This window comes from Chitinophaga sp. XS-30 (assembly GCF_008086345.1).
GTDB lineage: Bacteria > Bacteroidota > Bacteroidia > Chitinophagales > Chitinophagaceae > Chitinophaga.
In genome coordinates this window covers 3,575,819-3,593,257 of the sequence record NZ_CP043006.1, presented here as the reverse complement: position 1 = coordinate 3,593,257, position 17,439 = coordinate 3,575,819, and the positions used below count along the sequence as shown (strand labels likewise).

Annotated in this window: 17 protein-coding genes; 10 read left to right on the top strand and 7 right to left on the bottom strand. The window is 51.1% G+C overall.

From position 1 onward, the window contains the following. Positions 1-88 precede the first annotated feature (88 nt). The 6 genes from FW415_RS14745 to FW415_RS14720 all read left to right on the top strand — a co-directional run bounded on the left by FW415_RS14745 (position 89) and on the right by FW415_RS14720 (position 5,090). Positions 89-610, top strand: coding sequence for a hypothetical protein (locus FW415_RS14745; protein ID WP_148386365.1), 522 nt, complete (start codon positions 89-91; stop codon positions 608-610). 135 nt (positions 611-745) lie between these two features. Next, positions 746-1,342, top strand: a complete 597-nt coding sequence (locus FW415_RS14740; protein ID WP_148386363.1) for a hypothetical protein — start codon at positions 746-748, stop codon at positions 1,340-1,342. 4 nt (positions 1,343-1,346) lie between these two features. Beyond that, positions 1,347-2,903 carry a flotillin family protein gene (locus tag FW415_RS14735; protein ID WP_148386361.1) on the top strand — a complete coding sequence of 519 codons (1,557 nt, stop codon included), beginning with the start codon at positions 1,347-1,349 and terminating at the stop codon, positions 2,901-2,903. A gap of 98 nt (positions 2,904-3,001) precedes the next feature. After that, positions 3,002-4,048: an exo-alpha-sialidase gene (locus FW415_RS14730; RefSeq protein WP_148386358.1), complete on the top strand. Its 1,047-nt coding sequence runs from the start codon at positions 3,002-3,004 to the stop codon at positions 4,046-4,048. A gap of 144 nt (positions 4,049-4,192) precedes the next feature. Then, positions 4,193-4,738, top strand: coding sequence for a hypothetical protein (locus tag FW415_RS14725; RefSeq protein WP_148386355.1), 546 nt, complete (start codon positions 4,193-4,195; stop codon positions 4,736-4,738). A 7-nt stretch (positions 4,739-4,745) separates the two neighbouring features. Then, positions 4,746-5,090 (top strand): helix-turn-helix transcriptional regulator, encoded by a 345-nt coding sequence (locus FW415_RS14720; protein WP_148386352.1) that lies wholly within the window; start codon positions 4,746-4,748, stop codon positions 5,088-5,090. 17 nt (positions 5,091-5,107) lie between these two features. Here the strand turns inward: FW415_RS14720 and FW415_RS14715 are convergent, their stop codons facing one another. After that, positions 5,108-5,878 (bottom strand): DeoR/GlpR family DNA-binding transcription regulator, encoded by a 771-nt coding sequence (locus FW415_RS14715; RefSeq protein ID WP_371416985.1) that lies wholly within the window; start codon positions 5,876-5,878, stop codon positions 5,108-5,110. 607 nt (positions 5,879-6,485) lie between these two features. On the opposite strand from FW415_RS14715, the gene FW415_RS14710 reads away from it, so the two are divergent. After that, entirely contained in the window at positions 6,486-9,530 is a 3,045-nt protein-coding gene (locus FW415_RS14710) for a TonB-dependent receptor (protein ID WP_148386349.1), read from the top strand. 17 nt (positions 9,531-9,547) lie between these two features. Then, positions 9,548-11,131: a RagB/SusD family nutrient uptake outer membrane protein gene (locus tag FW415_RS14705; protein ID WP_168208829.1), complete on the top strand. Its 1,584-nt coding sequence runs from the start codon at positions 9,548-9,550 to the stop codon at positions 11,129-11,131. Positions 11,132-11,235: 104 nt separating this feature from the next. Here FW415_RS14705 and FW415_RS14700 read toward each other — a convergent pair whose 3' ends face one another. Continuing rightward, complete coding sequence (locus FW415_RS14700; protein WP_148386345.1) at positions 11,236-12,054, bottom strand: N-acetylmuramoyl-L-alanine amidase; 819 nt, start codon at positions 12,052-12,054, stop codon at positions 11,236-11,238. Positions 12,055-12,148: 94 nt separating this feature from the next. Between FW415_RS14700 and FW415_RS14695 the strand changes: the two genes are divergently transcribed. Both FW415_RS14695 and FW415_RS14690 read left to right on the top strand, forming a co-directional pair. Further along, the gene (locus FW415_RS14695) at positions 12,149-12,541 is read left to right on the top strand and encodes an energy transducer TonB (RefSeq protein ID WP_148386342.1); all 393 of its coding nucleotides are present in this window, start codon (positions 12,149-12,151) and stop codon (positions 12,539-12,541) included. 4 nt (positions 12,542-12,545) lie between these two features. Next, entirely contained in the window at positions 12,546-13,634 is a 1,089-nt protein-coding gene (locus FW415_RS14690; protein ID WP_246858748.1) for a metallophosphoesterase, read from the top strand. A gap of 2 nt (positions 13,635-13,636) precedes the next feature. Here the strand turns inward: FW415_RS14690 and FW415_RS14685 are convergent, their stop codons facing one another. The 5 genes from FW415_RS14685 to rnk all read right to left on the bottom strand — a co-directional run bounded on the left by FW415_RS14685 (position 13,637) and on the right by rnk (position 17,101). Next, positions 13,637-14,737, bottom strand: coding sequence for a Gfo/Idh/MocA family protein (locus FW415_RS14685; protein ID WP_148386339.1), 1,101 nt, complete (start codon positions 14,735-14,737; stop codon positions 13,637-13,639). Positions 14,738-14,793: 56 nt separating this feature from the next. Continuing rightward, entirely contained in the window at positions 14,794-15,228 is a 435-nt protein-coding gene (locus FW415_RS14680) for an SRPBCC domain-containing protein (RefSeq protein WP_168208828.1), read from the bottom strand. A 50-nt stretch (positions 15,229-15,278) separates the two neighbouring features. After that, positions 15,279-15,584: a DUF983 domain-containing protein gene (locus FW415_RS14675; protein WP_371417063.1), complete on the bottom strand. Its 306-nt coding sequence runs from the start codon at positions 15,582-15,584 to the stop codon at positions 15,279-15,281. A 130-nt stretch (positions 15,585-15,714) separates the two neighbouring features. Beyond that, on the bottom strand, positions 15,715-16,575 hold the full coding sequence (locus FW415_RS14670) for a helix-turn-helix transcriptional regulator (RefSeq protein WP_148386332.1): 861 nt from the start codon (positions 16,573-16,575) through the stop codon (positions 15,715-15,717). A 136-nt stretch (positions 16,576-16,711) separates the two neighbouring features. After that, on the bottom strand, positions 16,712-17,101 hold the full coding sequence (gene rnk, locus FW415_RS14665; RefSeq protein WP_148386329.1) for a nucleoside diphosphate kinase regulator: 390 nt from the start codon (positions 17,099-17,101) through the stop codon (positions 16,712-16,714). Positions 17,102-17,439 lie beyond the last annotated feature (338 nt).

Here is a 17,439-nt window from a genome sequence, read left to right as displayed (position 1 = left end):
CATCAAGAAAACCCTGCAGCTCGTCAAAGCAATGATGCAGGTACACTGTATTTGCCTTGCTTTGTGATGAACACCAAAAACGAAATATATGTTACACCGTAATTTTTTTCACACCATCACTGTTCTTGCAGTTGTCTCTCTTTCCGCTTTTACCTCAGCCGCCAGGGCCGGCGGGGATCATTTCAAGGTCTATCTGAATAACAAGCTCATCATTGAGCAGTCCATTCTTGGCACATTTACCATACAGCAGCTGCAACTGGACAAAGCCAATGTCAACGACAAGCTGACCTTTCATTACAGTCACTGCGGCGAGATCGGCAAAAGCCGGAAAATAGCCGTCAGGGATGCCAGGGGAAAGCTCGTACGCGAGTGGAAATTTGCAGATGCCAGGGGCAGGCAATCCGGTATGGAGATACCGGTAAAGGAATTGCTGGAATTGAAGCAGGAAGGCCTTCAATTCGTATATTCCGCTCAACAGTTGCCGAAGGGAATGGCGCTGGCCGCGCTGGTGATGGCCGATAAGAGGACGGGCTGGCTGCCCTCTGCTTCCGGATGGATCGTGAAGGCGATGCTCTCCGGCTGGGATCATCCCCCGGTGGGTCTGATTTAAAGGCAAACGGGGCCGGAAACTGCATCCCCGCGGTTTCCGGTTTTCCCTTAAAAACCAGCGCCTGTCACCTGCCAAGCTCACTCCTTATCTTCAGGAATTTTTCCTATCTTGACAACTCATTCACCTATACTTATTATGATGAGTTTGTTAAGCATAACTGACTGGTTTGGACAACTGCCCGTTTTCGAAAAGGTGTATTGGTCCATTGCCATCTTTTTTACGTTATTATTTCTTGTGCAGAATGCCATGAGCCTTTTCGGAGGAGAGCATGACGGCGCTACGGGTGATGTGGATGAAATGCTGGATGCGGATGACGGCATCGGGTTTCAGTTTTTCACGATCCGCAACCTGTTCGGATTTTTTACGATTTTCGGATGGGTGGGCCTCGCTGCTATCCATGCCGGGCAATCCAACCTGGTGGTAGTCGCTATTTCCACGATAGCGGGCCTTGCCATGATGATGCTGATGGCTGCCTTGTTCTACTATACCGGCAAGCTGGCCTACAACGGCACATTGAAAATGGAAAATGCCATTGCTTCAATAGCCACGGTGTACCTGCCCGTACCGGCTTCCCGTGCCGGCGTCGGCAAAGTAAATCTCAAAGTACAGGGTGCGTTCCGCGAACTGGATGCCGTCACTGATGATGCGGAAGAACTGCGTACAGGCGCCCTCGTTAAAGTTACCCAGGTTTTGAACAACCAGCTCCTTTTAGTCACCAAACAAAACTTATAGATCCATGGATTATGTATTGATCGCTATTGTGATCGCAGTCGTTTTTGTGTTCACAATACTGTACTCATTGTTCAAAAGGTACAAGCGTTGCCCCTCGGACCAGATACTGGTGGTGTACGGCAAGGTAGGTAAAGGTCCGGACGGTTCCCACAGCGCCAGATGCATTCACGGCGGCGCGGCCTTCATCTGGCCGGTGATCCAGGACTATTCTTTTATGGACCTCACCCCGATCTCCATTGAAGTGAACCTGACCAATGCCCTGAGCCGTCAGAACATCCGGGTGGACGTGCCTTCCCGTTTTACCGTAGCTATTTCCACCGAGCCCGGTGTGATGACCAATGCGGCCGAAAGGTTGCTGGGCCTGCAGCGCCCCGCTATCCACGACCTCGCCAAAGACATTATCTTCGGTCAGTTGCGCCTGGTGGTTGCCACAATGGACATTGAAGAGATCAACAACAACCGGGACAAGTTCCTGGCCAATGTAGCCTCCAACGTGGAAGCCGAGATCAAGAAGATCGGCATGAAGCTGATCAACGTGAACGTAACGGATATCAAGGACGAATCCGGCTACATTGAGGCGCTGGGTAAAGAAGCTGCGGCCAAAGCGATCAATGAAGCGAAAAAGAGCGTAGCGGAGCAGGAAAAATTCGGAGAGATCGGCAAGGCCGAAGCAGACAGGGAAAAAGATATCACGATCCAGACCACGCTCAAGAACAGGGACGTGAGCATTGCGGAAACGCAGCGGGACCGTGATACGCAGATCGCGGAAGCGAATAAGGACAAATCCATTCTGATCGCCGCCGCCAACAGGGACGAAGCGATCGGTAAAGCGGAAGCGGAAAGGGATACCCGTATCAAGGAATCCGAAGCGAACGCGATAGCGGTGGAAGGAGAAAACCTCGCCCGTATCAAGATCGCACAATCGGAAGCGGAAAGAAGGGAAAGGGAAGCTGAAGCCGAAAAACGCGCCATAGCAGCGGAAAAGATACAGTCCGCCAAGGCGCTGGAAGAAGCCTATGTTGCAGAAAGAAAAGCGGAAGACGCGCGTGCGGAAAGGGAAAGAGCATCCCAGAACGCGAACGTTGTGGTAAGCGCCGAGATACAGAAACAAAGAGCCATCATCGAAGCACAGGCGGAGGCAGAAAAGATCCGTGAGAAAGCAAAAGGCGAGGCGGATGCGATCTTTGCCCGTATGGAAGCAGAGGCGAAAGGTATGTACGAGATACTCACCAAGCAGGCCGAAGGCCTTGACCGCATTGTGCAGGCAGCCGGCAACAATTCCAAGGATGCCGTGCTGTTGCTGATAGCGGATAAACTGCCGGAACTGGTGAAAATGCAAACCGAAGCGATCAAGAACATCAAGATCGACAAGGTGACGGTATGGGATGGCAGCAATGGACAGAACGGTCAGTCCTCCACGGCCAACTTCATTTCAGGCCTCTATAAATCTGTGCCGCCGTTGCAGGATATGTTCAACATGGCCGGAATGGACCTGCCCGGTTTCCTGGGCAAACAGCAATCCAATGATACGGTGCTTCCTGCGGAAACAACGGAAGTATAGCCATACTTGTTTTATACGGACGGCTGCTGTGTCTGCGGATACAGCAGCCGTTTTCATTGTCATTTTACTATATTGCAACACAATAAAAAGATAATGTGATGTTCCGTTGCCTGCTCTCCTTCCTGTTGCTCTGCCAGTGCTCAAATGCCGGTGCGCAGGCGATCTCCGCGCAGTTGTACAAACGGGTGTTCATACTGGACAATCCGCCGTTTGAAAGCTGCCATGCTTCCACCATCACACCGCTTAAAGGCGACAAGCTGATGGCCGCCTGGTTTGCCGGTAAACATGAGGGCAGCAGCGATGTAGGTATATGGACTGCGGTATATGAGAATGGGAAATGGGGCAGTCCCGTTGAAGTGGCCAACGGCATTGTCAATGATACGCTGCGTTATCCCTGCTGGAATCCCGTATTATTCAGGACCCGCGCCGGCAAACTCTTGCTCTTTTACAAAGTGGGAAAATCTCCCCGTGACTGGTGGGGCATGATGATGACCTCCACCAACAACGGCAAGCGCTGGAGTGCGCCGGAAAGGCTACCCGATGGAATGCTCGGGCCGATCAAGAACAAGCCCATGCAACTGGAGAACGGCGATATCCTCTACCCTTCCAGTACGGAAAGCGCGGATGAAAAAGCATGGCATATCCATCTTGAAAGATCTGACCGCGACGGGCGCAACTGGTCGCGCATTGCGATCGATAATGATACTTTCGGAGTGATACAGCCCAGTATTCTCCGGTATGGGCATGACTCCCTGCAACTGTTATGCAGAAGCCGCCAGAACTATGTGGTACAATCGTGGTCAGCCGACAATGGCGCCAGCTGGGGGCCTTTAAGCCCCACAAATCTTCCTAATCCCAATTCCGGTACTGACGCTGTGACGCTGAAGAACGGGCTGCAGCTTATCGTGTACAATCCCCTGTACCAGGGGCGTGAATGGTGGGAAGGAAGAAGCAGGTTATACGTGGCAGCATCGGAAGACGGCCGGAACTGGCAGCATATTTTTTCACTGGAGAACCAACCGGATGGCGAGTACAGCTATCCCGCCATCATACAGGCAGAGAAGGGCCTTGTGCATATAACGTACACGGCGGAACGAAAAAATATCCGTCACGTAATATTACATATTGCGAAGAAGGAGAACTGAAAAAAAATACTATATTGCCTGACAAGCGCGATCTACCCCCGCGCAACAGGTTACCCCTTTCACCCACCCAAAATTTCATAATACCCGGCGCCCGGAAAGGGGAAGGTGTTTTTTTTAAGAAAAATAAACTTAAAAGTTGTAGTTATGGAAATTGTACGTATTTTTGAGGGGAGAAATGGAGAGGGCGGGTTGTATGCAATGCGGTATGCAAAAAGCAGTCCCGATGAATTCACCCGTATGTTCCGGCTATGGGACGACCTGCAATACGTAAGGGAATTTTGCATCGCCCATTTCGACGATCTGCAATCATCTTTCAAATGGCCCCATTCCCTTGAGGAATGTGTGCAGGAGATCATGGATGAAGCCGAACAGATGGAAAGCCAGTTATATGAATTTTGTGCAACAACGGAATTGCAGCAAATATTCAAGCCGCTTCGCAACCATGAGTATGTGCTGTACCCTTTGCAGCAATCCAAAGCTTGTGTAATATCAAATATGTACAGGCGCCCGAAGATCAGAATTTACGCTATTCGCCTCGCGCCTGATTTATTTATCATTACGGGTGGCGCCATCAAGCTTACGGCTACCATGCAGGAGCGGCCGCATTTGATGGAAGAGCTGGCAAAACTGGAACGGGCAAGAACATGGCTGAAAGAAAACAACCTGGATATCCCGGATGCTTTAAACTGAACTGATCATGAATTTACAGGAAAAAATCAATCGCCTGACCAGCAACAGGCCTTCCGAATGGAAGCAGGAAGCAGCGGAAAGGATCGCGGCACAAGGCTGGAAGAGAAACTCCCGCGCCGTAGCGCTTCGCGTACTGAGCGTATTACAGGAAAGAAAAATGAACCAATCCGCACTTGCCGCGCAGATGGGCGTTTCTCAGCAACAGATCAGCAAGATCGTGGGGGGAAAAGAAAACCTGACCTTCGAAACCGTAGACAAACTGGAGAACGCGCTGGGTATTACGCTCATCCGGGTTGATATTCCGGTGGGACAGTCGCCGACAGCAAAAACACCCAATTCGGCAAAAAAATAAGCTGCTCCCGCGGGGCGTTATACGATCACCACTTCAATGCCCATATCCTCCAGCAGCTTCACCATATGTTCTGAAATACCTTTGTCCGTAATGATCTGATCCACTTCTTCCAACCGGCAGATCTTTCCGAAGCCACGCTTTCCGAACTTGGATGAATCCGCCAGCACGATCGTTTTTTGTGCAGCGGCGATCATCTGCTGATTGAGATGAGCCTCCATAATATTTGTTGTCGTCAACCCGAATTCCGCATCTATACCATCCACACCAAGGAATAACTTGCTGCAAGAGAAATCTCCCAGTATCTTTTCCGCATAAGGCCCGGTGACAGAAGAAGAGTTATTCCGGATCAGACCACCGAGCTGCATCACTTCTATTTCATGATACCGGTTCAGCTCAAGCGCCACATTCAGGGCAGAAGTAATGATCATCAATGGACCCCGCGGCTGTATATGTTTCGCCAGCGCCAATACCGTGGTACCGGAAGCAATAATGATGGCGTCGCCCGGGACGATCAGCGAAGCCGCCATCTTGCCGATGTTATTCTTCTCTTCCCGCCGGATCTTTTCCTTTTCATTTACCGGTTTGTCATTCGTATAGGGATTCTGCACGGTAGCCCCTCCATGAGAACGGTACAAGAGGGACTTGTCTTCCAATAACTTCAGATCCTTTCGGATTGTTACACCTGAAACATCCAATTCTTTACATAATTCTACCACATTTACATACCCCTTTTCATACAAACGGCTTAAAATAAACTTGTGCCGCTCTGCGATATTGATCATTGACATAGAGAATATTATTTATTCAGATTAACGGTGGAACCTTGTCATGCATATTGGAAATCATCTCATTACGAAACACTGCAATTTCTTCTGAACCCTTAAATTACGGAGGTTTTTGGTAAAAACAGGTAACCGGGACTGGACAAAAATAGAATTATTAATTAGTTAACATTAATAAAGATGTCAGATTCAGTGAACTAGCTGCTTTCAGGAGGAATCCGTAAAAACAGGAAGTCCGTCCTCCGGCATTACGGATCATTAAATTATTTAGTTACGGATTGTTTGTTTTTGTTTTATTTTTACTAGTTTTGTCACGAAACGAAACAACTTAAAATCCAAAATCAACAGCCACGTTTGAAAAATCACGGACCAGGCCGGTCCGGCAAATCATTAAGATCAGTATGGCAATGATTATACGACTGGCAACATCGGCCCGTTCAGCTGCTTTTAACTGCTTTCATTATCTACTAACAGGAAACTATCGAAAAATTCGCGCTTATGCAGGTAAGGGACCCGGTTGTCAGGAACCGGCATTATTGATTGTATAAAAAGAAGGCACCACACCACACTCTCCACACTATCAGACTTTCATCAACGCTAAATCTACATATTTATGAAGCTACTTCAACGATTCCTGCGCTTTCGATGCATATCGGCCTGCTTCGGGATCCTTTGTTTTTCCACGCTCTCTCTCCAGGCGCAGGACCTGGCAGTCACCGGCAAGGTGATATCGGCTGCTGACAACACGCCGTTAATGGGTGTCAGCATTCAGGTACAGGGCACGTCCAAAGGCGTTGCCACAGATGTGAACGGTGCTTTCAGCATCAGCGCACCCGCAGGCGCTATCCTGAAATTCACGTTTATCGGCTATCTGCCCCAGGAGGTAAAAGTGGCCAAAGCCGGGCTGATAGAAGTAAAACTCCAGGAAGATGTACAGAAGCTGAATGAAACCGTTGTGGTGGGTTACGGCACGCAGAAAAAGGCGACCCTTACCGGCGCCATTGCCATGGTAGACATGACGGAAAAAGAGGGGCAGCCGATCACCAACGTTTCGAATGCATTACACGGTACCCCCGGTCTTTTCGTGAACCTGAGCAACAGCCAGCCCGGCGTTGACCGTTCCACGATCCGTATCCGCGGTGTAGGCACGCTCAGCAACAACAATCCGCTGGTACTGGTAGACGGTATTGAATATTCCATGGACGAGCTGAACCCGAACGATATCGAGTCCATTTCCGTGCTGAAAGACGCGGCGGCCGCCATCTACGGTTCCCGTGGCGCCAATGGCGTTATCCTGGTGACCACCAAAAAAGGACGGGGCAAGGCCCGCGTGAACTACAGCTTCTACCGCGGTATTCAAAAAGCCACCTACCTGCCGGACGTTATCGAAGACCCGATCCAGTACATGCGGCTGAAGAACCAGGCGCTTATCAATGAAAATAAAGCGGTGGACTACTCTGATGCCGAGATCGCTGAATACGAACAGGGAATGAAAACAGACCCGATCGTGTACCCCGCCAACAACTGGTACAATATCGCCCTCAAGAACGGCACCATCCAGAAACACGACCTTAGCATTTCCGGCAGCACCGAGGAGTACCAGTACCGGCTCTCACTCGGTTATCTTGACAGGGACGGCATCATGTTCGGCCCCGGCAACCACGCCAAGAACTATTCCCTGGGCCTGAACGCCTCCATGAATGTCACCAAAAAACTGAAAGCGGGCATTACCCTGGATGGCTACTACCGGAACTACACCACTCCTTCTTATACCAGCTTCTGGCAATACCTTTCCCGTACGCTGCCCATTATGACCGATACCCTGGCTGACGGCCGATATGGCAATTCCTGGCTGCGCACGCCAGGGCGGAACAACTGGGAACATCCGCGCATGATCGCCTACGGCGCCATCAGCAAAAAAGTGGTGCAGCGTTTTCTGGCAACGGTGTTCTCCGAATACAAGCTCCCTTTTGATATTACCTACAATATCAAATTCGGAGTGGATAAATACGATGGACTGCTCAGTCAGAACTACCCGAGGCTGCAGACCTTCAATCCCAAGACGGGCGCAGCCACCAACTGGAACAGTCCCGCTACGGCACCAAGATTCGCCAAAACAGACGAGAACGACATCAACATACATTTCTACAATACGCTGGACTGGAACAAAGCCTTCGGAAAGCACAACCTTTCCGCAATGGTCGGCTCCAGCTATGATAATTTCGATACCGACCAGTTCAATGCCAGCATGACCGGTTACCTGGATGCATCCCTCCCGGCACTGGATGCGGGAACGATCTGGAATGCCACGGGCGGCAACAGTACCCGTGATGTGATCATGTCATACTTCGGGCGCGTGAACTACGAATTTGACGGCAAATACCTCCTGGAAGCTACTTTCCGGGCGGACGGCTCAAGCCGTTTTGCCGCAGGCAACCGTTGGGGCTATTTCCCCGCTGTGTCCGCAGGCTGGCGCATTGACAGGGAATCTTTCTTCAATGCCAGCTTCATCGATCAGTTGAAACTGCGTGTTTCCGCGGGTCAGCTGGGCAACCAGGCTGTTGCCCTCTACAGCTACGAACAGGCCGTGAACCTGGGGCAGGACTACAGCTTCGGCGGAACGCTCTCTTCCGGCGCTGCCGCCACGGCTTATGCAGACCCGAGCATTTCCTGGGAAACCACCACCACCTACAACGGTGGTGTGGATGTGAACCTGCTGAAAAATCGTGTAGCCCTTACCGTTGATGTGTATAAAAAAAGAACGGATGGCATTCTCCGGGAAGTGGCACTACCCTCACAGGTGGGAAATCTTGCCGGTCCGAAACAGAACGTAGGTACGGTTGACAATACCGGTTACGAGATCACGCTGCAGTACAAGAACAGCTTCCGCGATCTGAACTATTCCGTTTTCGGCAACATCGCTTACAACAAGAACGAAGTGGTGGATCTGAAAGGCGAGATCATTTACGGTACCGGCACCATTACACAAAAAGGCTATCCCATCAGTTCCTACTACATTCTTGAGGCGGACGGGTATTTCCAGACACCCGATGATGTGGCTAAAGGACCTGTTCAAAGTAACGATACCAGGCCAGGATACATCAGGTACAAGGATGTGAAGGAAGATGGCCTTATCAATGGTGACGACCGTGTTGTAGTGAGCGCCTCTTCCATCATGCCGAAATATACTTTTGCTTTCGGCCTGAACGTGGACTACAGGGGCATTTCCCTCTCCAGCGCATTCCAGGGCGTATCCGGTGTTAAAGTATATCCTACGGCAAACCTCGCCTACCCTTTCAACAACGGCGCCAATGCCACCAAGGAATGGGCAACGGACAGCTGGACGCCTGAAAACCCGAATGCACGCCTTCCCCTGCTGACCACCGCCGCCACCTGGAACTTTACACAACGCTCCACTTTCTGGCTGCGCGACGGATCGTATCTCCGCCTGAAGAACATACAGCTGGCCTATGCGCTGCCGCAGGCCTGGCTCAGCAAAGTAAAGATCAACAGGGTATCTGTATACGTGAATGCAGAGAACCTGGTAACCTTTTCGAAGTATAAGGACTTTGACCCGGAATCCCTGCTCAACAGGAATGAGATGTACACCTATCCCATGCTGAAAACTTTCAGCGGAGGTATTAACGTTACTTTATAATGCGACAAAACATGCATATGCAAAAGATATTATTCACAGCAGGTGTTGCCTGCCTTTTTATGGCAACGGGCTGTAATACGGATTTACTGAACACTGCTCCTACCGACCGGTACGTGGAAAGCACGTACTGGACCACTCCGGAGGCGGCCCGGGCCGGCCTTACCGGATGCTACTCTATATTGCGCAACACCGGCATTTATGGCGGAAAAGGCTCCAACAATGCAACGGCGTTATGGGAAGAAACAGCTTCCCCCAATGCCTACAATTACAGCAACAGCATGAGCTACAACGCCATTGCCAGCGGTCTGCAGCAATCAGCCAGCGGTGGAGTGATCTCTGCCCGCTGGGCTGATTGTTACGGCGGCATAGGCCGTTGCAACACCTTCCTCGCCAAAGTGGATGAGGTGACCAGCCTCCCGGCCGCGGAAAAAGACAGGATGAAAGGAGAAGCTTATTTCCTGCGCTCCCTCTATTACTTTCTGCTGCAAAACTATTATGGCGGTGTGCCCGTGATACTGGACCCACCCAACAAGGAAACGCAAAGCGATATCCCGCGTGCGCCGCGTGCAGATGTGGTGGCACAGATCTTCCGGGACCTGGACAGTGCGGAACTCAAGCTGCCCTACAAATACACCGCAGCCGGCGACAAAGGCCGCGCTACCCGCGGCGCAGCCATGGCACTCAGGACAAAATTGCTGCTGTATGAGGCCAGCCCGCTTTTTGCCGGTACCAACAATACGCAGAAATGGAAAGACGCCGCGGATGCTGCCAAAAATCTCATGGACCTCTCCGGGCAGACCGGCTACGGCTTGTTTGAAGACTACCGCCAGCTGTTCATGCCGGCCAATGAGAACAACAAGGAAGTGATCTTTGATGTGCAGTACGTGTTCCCGAACCAGGGCAGCTCCTTTGACCTGATCTGCCGCCAGTATGGTACCAACCAGCCTTTACTTGGGCTGGCAGAGGCCTACCTGATGGATGATGGCCTGCCCGCAGCACAATCTCCGCGCTACGATCCCGCGAACCCTTACCTCAACCGCGACCCCCGCCTGTATGGCACCATGACCTTCCCCGGTGATATGTACATGGGTGAAGTGGTGACCAATACCCGTTTTGCCATCACCGGTTTCGGCATGAAGAAATTCAGCATTTACGACCGCGAAGCGCCGCCGGCGGACAAGGCTTCGCTCGTGAACGGGCAGTCTGAAACTAACTTCATCGTACTCCGGTATGCCGATGTACTGCTGATGTTCGCGGAAGCGCAAAACGAGTTCGGCGGACCGAACGCCGATGTTTATGATGCCCTGGATACACTCCGAGGACGCGTGGGCATGCCCAGGATCGCCCGCAATAAAACACAGGAGCAGCTGCGCAGTATCATCCGCCATGAAAGGCGCATCGAGCTGGCCGGCGAAGGGCAGTATTACAACGACATCCGCCGTTGGAAAACAGCTGAAACGGAATTGAACGGCGATGTGTTCAAATACAATGGCGACCGTCTTGAAACAAGAAAATTCAATGCCGCCAGGGATTACTGGTGGCCCATACCGCTGGGCGAAAGAGACCTCAACCCGGCATTGGAACAGAACGATTTTTACTGATTACATTCATTCATAAGTGGAATTAAAAAAACAACGCGGGGAGTTCTCTTCCCGCGTTTTATTTGTATGCAGTAATGTCGATATAGAATTAAAAATTGACTTTATCAGTTCTTCTCCAGTACGCTGATGAGTATCTTTTTTCCCTTTTCGTCCAGTACACCGGGCATGCCGGTGGAATCCGAGGGGATGAAGTGTCTTTTGAACGCCAGGATAGCGGCAGTGGTGTCTGTCAGATCATATCCCACGGTACGGAGCGCCTGCAGGGTGGAAAAGTTTTCCGGCACCTGTACCAGCGAGGTATCCCCGTACCAGAGGCCGAAGCCCTTTTCTGCCAGCTGGTCCCAGGGGAACAGCACACTTGGGTCATTCTTGCGGCGGGGCGCTATGTCCCCATGACCGATGAAGTTGGAAGCGGGGATGTTGTACCGATGCTGCAGGGTATCGAGCAGTATCATCAGGCTGCGTACCTGTGCCGGCTCGAAAGGCTCAAACCCGTTATTGTCCAGCTCAATGCCAATAGAAGCCGAATTGATATCGGTCATTGTGCCCCAGCGGGCCACTCCGCCATGCCATGCACGCAAATAGTCGTTAAGCATATGATGGACAGTGCCATTCCTGCAGATCACATAATGCGCGCTGACCTGTGTGCGCTCCAGCGTAAAAGTGCGAAGCGTCTGCTCACAGGAGTTTTGAGCGGTATGATGAATGATGACGAAGTTGGGCTTGCGCAGATTGAAATTAATGGTACCTGCCCACCAGGGGGCGTTTGCCACAGAATCTATCGCCACGGCGGCAGGCTCCTGACGCAATACGGCAGCCCACTGCTTTGCCTGTTTCCGGTAGATCTTGTTGGTGGCTTTGTAGGGCTGCGGTGAACATCCGCAGCAGATGATTACCAGTGCCAGTATCAAAAGTCTGTTCATATCTAAAACTACGACTAAATCCGTAAAGTTCCGGCCGTTGGCCGCACTTTGACTATCTTCAAAGTAAAAGATATATTTTATCTTTAACCGGTATATGAAAAAGATCATCCTGTTCCTGTTTGCTTCATTTTTCCTGTATGAATGTCTCGCTCAGTCTGCAAAGGAGCAGGTGTACACGATTGTGGATGAAATGCCGGAATATCCCGGAGGCCAGGATTCGCTGCTTCGTTATATCACGCGCTATACACGTTACCGTCCGGCGAAAGATGAGGATATCCGGGGATCAGTGCGCATACAATTTGTGATCGATAAAAAAGGAAGCATTTGCGATATAAAACCCGCGGGTGACCGCCAACCCAATTCACTGGAAAAAGAAGTCATCCGCGCGATGAAAGCTATGCCAAAATGGAAACCGGGAAGGCACAAAGGGGAGCCGGTGGCCGTTCAATATTTTCTTCCCATACATATTTGTTACACGCAAGATTGATCTTTTGAAAAAACTCCTGCAGAAAATATTCCGCAAACCCGTGATCTGGCTGGCAGACAGGATATCTTCGAAACCCGACAGCCGGCTGGTGTTCAGTTCGCTCTCCCAGCTACGGGAAGACATCCTGAAAGGCAAACAGGAGAAAGGCTTCCTCCTTTCTGTTCAACCGGAAAAAGCACGCTTCATCATTTTTTCTGACCAGCACAAGGGCGCCAGAGATGCGGCAGATGATTTTATGCCGGCGGCGGACAACTACATGTGCGCGCTGGACTGGTATTATGCACAGGATTATACGCTCGTTAACCTAGGCGACTGCGAAGAATTATGGGAAAATACTCCCGGCGTCGTCATTGAAAAGAACAGGCTGTCCCTGCTTGAGGAAGCGAAGTTCCTGCAACAGGACAAGTACTACCGCATTTTCGGGAATCACGACCTGGAATGGAACTACGCCGTGCCGCGGATGCAGTTCCTGAAGCCGCTCTTCGGCGCAAAACTGAAAGTTCATGAAGGGTTGATCCTGCAATTCCCCTATGACGGGGAGACATACTCCATCCTGCTGACCCACGGCCATCAGGGGGATCAGCGGAGCGACGGCAATGCTTTCTCAAAATGGTTCGTGGCGGCTATCTGGACGCCCATACAGCGTTTATTGGACATCCGCATGAACACTGTTTCCGATTCATTCGACCTGGTAGACCGCCATAATGTGGTGATGTATGAATGGACCCTTCAATACAAAAACACTTTTCTGATCTCCGGGCATACGCATAAACCGGTTTTCGCTTCGCTGGACCATATTGACAGGTTGACGAAGCAACTGGAACGGGCGCAGCAGGCAGGAGACACCGCACTCGCCATCCGTTTAAAGAACGACCTGGCCAAACGGGAGGCCGAATACGCCGGAAAACAATTCGTGAAAACCATGGCCCAACCTACCTATTTCAACACCGGCTGCTGTTGCTTCGATGACGGGGATATCACCGGAATAGAAATATCGGAGGGATTTATCCGCCTGATAAAATGGGAAGAAGGCCAGCGCCGGGTGCTGGAAGAATCGCCCTTGTATTATGTATTCGAGCAGTTGCCTGCTTGACGCTACCCTATTTTCAGGTCCACTTTCTTTCCGCTGGCGATCGCCTCATAGATCCCTTCGATCACGATCATGTCCCGCAGCCCTTCCTCTCCGGATACGTTGTTGGCGGGTTTATTCTCCAGGATGGACAAGGCCACACCGTCCATATGCGCAGCCTGCTGGTTGATGGGCGCGATATCCAGCGGGCCTTTATTGGTGCGCATCTTTTGGCCGCTGTAGCCGAAAGCATTATTGATCTCGAACCATCCTTTCTCTGCGCCGGCAAACAGGCGGTTCACATTGGTGGTGTAAGTGGAATATGAATTGGCAATAGCGCCGCCGGGGAAATAAAGCTGCCATGCAAGCGATTCTTCCACATCCCTGAATTTCTCCGGCATCGTTTTGGGGAACTCCTGTGCCGTTACCGCGATGGGCTCCTCTCCTATGGTGTACCTCGCGCCCTGGATAGCGTATATCCCCACATCCATCAATGGCCCGCCGCCGGACAAAGCCTTCTTCAACCGCCACTGATTGGGGTCTCCCGCGCGGAAGCCATCACTCGCCTCCACCGCCAGCACCTTACCGAACACCTGATCGCGACTGTGCCGTATAAATTCCAGGTGAAAGGGATCGTAATGCAAACGGTAACCTATGGCCAGCTGCTTATTGGCTTTTTTGCAGGCATCGATCATCTCCTGCCCCTCTTTTACGCTGACGGACATAGGCTTTTCGCAGATCACATGTTTGCCGGCCTTTGCACCGCGGATGGTAAACTCCGCATGCATGGAATTTGGCAGCACGATGTACACGATGTCAATATCTTTATTGTCCGCGATCTTGTCGAAATTATCGTAGTTGTACACATTCTGCTCCGGTATCCGGTATTTCTCCAGCCATACGGGGATCTTTGATGGTGTGCCGGTAACGATGCCGCGCAGTTCGATGTGGTTTGTTTGTTGTAATGCCGGCGCCAGCTGGTGAGTGGAATAACTGCCCAGCCCTACCAAGGCAACACCAAGTTTCTTTTGCTGTGAGGGAACGGCCAGCCCGGCCAGCGGCATTGCCAGCGCTCCTGCGCCCATATAGGCAGAATACTGAAGGAATTTTCTACGGGAATGGAACATGGGAAAGGGTTTTTATGGATGGATAAAATACGGTTAAAATGGCATACCTCCAATACTCATTTTTCGGAAAGCGCCTTGATCTTCGGCAGGGAAATATCCCAGCTTTCCACGGCACCGGGGTAGCACTGCTCATGCTCATCGGTATCACCGTAATCACCCACGCGTACGAGCAGGTAGGTATGGCCGTCCCGCTCCTCCAGTTTGTAGGTGATGGTCTCCTGCTTCGAAGTATCCGGCTCATTGATCCGGAAGGTGAAGCTGAGCAAGGTGTAAGGGTCCGCAATGGCCACTTTCCCATCCGCTCCGGTCTGACCGTCCTTTAATTTCCACACAACGGGGCTTCCGGGCCGCCAGTCCGACTCCAGCGCTTCCACCTCCGGCCACCATTCCTGTATCCATTGTTTGCTCAACTGTGGGTCGGTCAGCACTTTCCAGACATCTGACACATGGGCGTCTATAATAATCGCCTTTTCGATGAACAATTGTCGCATAGCCTGTCGTTTTCTGCACATATCACAGTAATTGTACCAAAAAGCCGGTCCTATTGCTGCGGTGCGGTGAGCTGCGGCCATTCCGGATCGTAATACACAAAAAAGGCCAGCCAGATCGTCCGCGAGATGCGCATCAGCAACGGCTGCATCAGCACAAGCAATACGCCGTTCAGTCCCAGCCACCAGAACAGGCGGTTATCATCCAGCGAAAAACCGATCAGCACCCACCATGCTACAAATGTGGCCACACTGAGGGCAATGGAAAGGGCGTAGCTGACATAGCCTGTGCCGAAGTAAAAGCCTGTTTCCGGTTCTGTGGCCTGCCCGCAAACGGGGCAATGCTTATTCATCCGCATAAAGCGGCGAAGGCGGTAGGGGTTTGATTCCTCGAACAGCCTGCCTCTGCGGCAGCGGGGGCATCTGTTACCCAATATGCTCAAGAGCAGGCTGGGCTTATGTTGTTGTTGAGCAGCGCACATATATTGATCATTTTAAGCTCTTTCTGAAATCATCCGGGGTGACGCCCTGGTATTTTTTGAAGAAGCGGTTAAAGTAGGAGTTGTCCTGGAAATTGAGGTCATACGCGATCTGGGTGACGGTCATATCGGCATTGGTGAGCATCCGTTTTGCCTCCAGCAATATCCGCTGCCGGATCAGTTCCCCGGCGGTTCTGCCGAGCAGCTCCTGGCAGAGCGCATTCAGATGGTTTGGCGTGATGTACAACAGCTCCGCGTATTGCTTTGGTAATTTGATGGAACGGAAATGCTTATTGATCAGTTGCCGGAAGTTCCGCAGCACGAGTTGCTTCTGCTGCGGCACCTGCTGCAATGCCCGCGGCGCGGCAATCTTTTCCGTCAGCAGGAATAACTGCAACAACAGCGTTCTCACCATATCATGCCGGATCACATCCGCCAGCATATACTCGAATATTTCCGTGATCTGCTTTCTGCTGTCCGGGGGTATATCGATGATCTGGTCTCTGCTTTCCCCACTGAAGAACGGGAAACGATCGAGATAATCGTGATCAAGCAGGAACGCGTGAAAAAACGCCGCGGAGAAATGAACGATGTACCCGTCCACGCCGGGCTTGAAATGCCAGCTGTGCACCTGACCCGGCGCCATGAAATAGAGCTGGTAAGGTTGTACGGTAAAAGAAGTAAAATCGATAATATGGGAACCGCTGCCCCGGGTGAACAGCACCAGGTGATAAAAATCGTGTCCGTGCTGGGTATGTACCTTTTGATAGTTCTTTTCCAGGTAATGGTCCAGCCGCTCCACCAGCAGATCCTGCTGATGATGCCCTTTACTGATGCTGCAGATGTTATATACCGGGATCACCGTTTTCATGACGGTACAAAGGTACGGCGGGACGGAGAAGCGGCAAATGGCAGTTTATGGGGTTTATGGTACTTTTTACCGTTGGGCGGTAAAAATTGTTCAAATCCTGGTATCGCATGCGGCCATACCAGGATTTTGCAACAAATTATTCCTGGTTCACCACGTCCAGAATGGTGAAAGTTTTCATGCCGGCGGGTACCTGCCAGCCTACTTTCTGACCTTTGCGGAAGCCGATGAGGGCGATGCCTACAGGGGCTGTTACGGATATTTTCCGTTGTTTGATATCGGCATCATCGGGCATCACCAGCACCACTTCCATTTCCTTGCCGTTATTAGCGTCCTTGATCTTTACTTTTGAGTTCAGGCGGATAGCATCCTCCGGAAATTCCTCCTTGCTGACGAGCTTCGCTTTCTTCAATTCCGTTTGCAGCGCCTCGATGCTATGATTGCCGGACAGTTCCTGGGTGCTCAGGTAGGATGTCAGTGTTTCATGATCATCATGTCTGAGTACAAGTGTTTGTTCTGCTTTTTTCATAGTTTTTTGATTTATGAATGAATGTTGATTGTCTTTTGCTATTAAAAGTTATAAAACGAAAAGATGCCATACACCGGCCCCTTTTCTGGTCCGGGTAATAGCAAATAATATAAATACAAGATGTAACCCTGTGCCGCGGGAGTTAACTAGCAGGCCAGGGTGGAAGTATTGAAGTCCTTAAAGTTTGAAAAATAGTACAGCTTGTTGCAGAAAACGCGGAAATGCTGTTTGATACAGGCATAGAAATGCAAACCATCCGGCAGGACGCGCCGGAAAGTAAAAATGTTTGCAGTATGTACAATGCCTGACATACTGCAAACATAAGAAAATATCGTTAA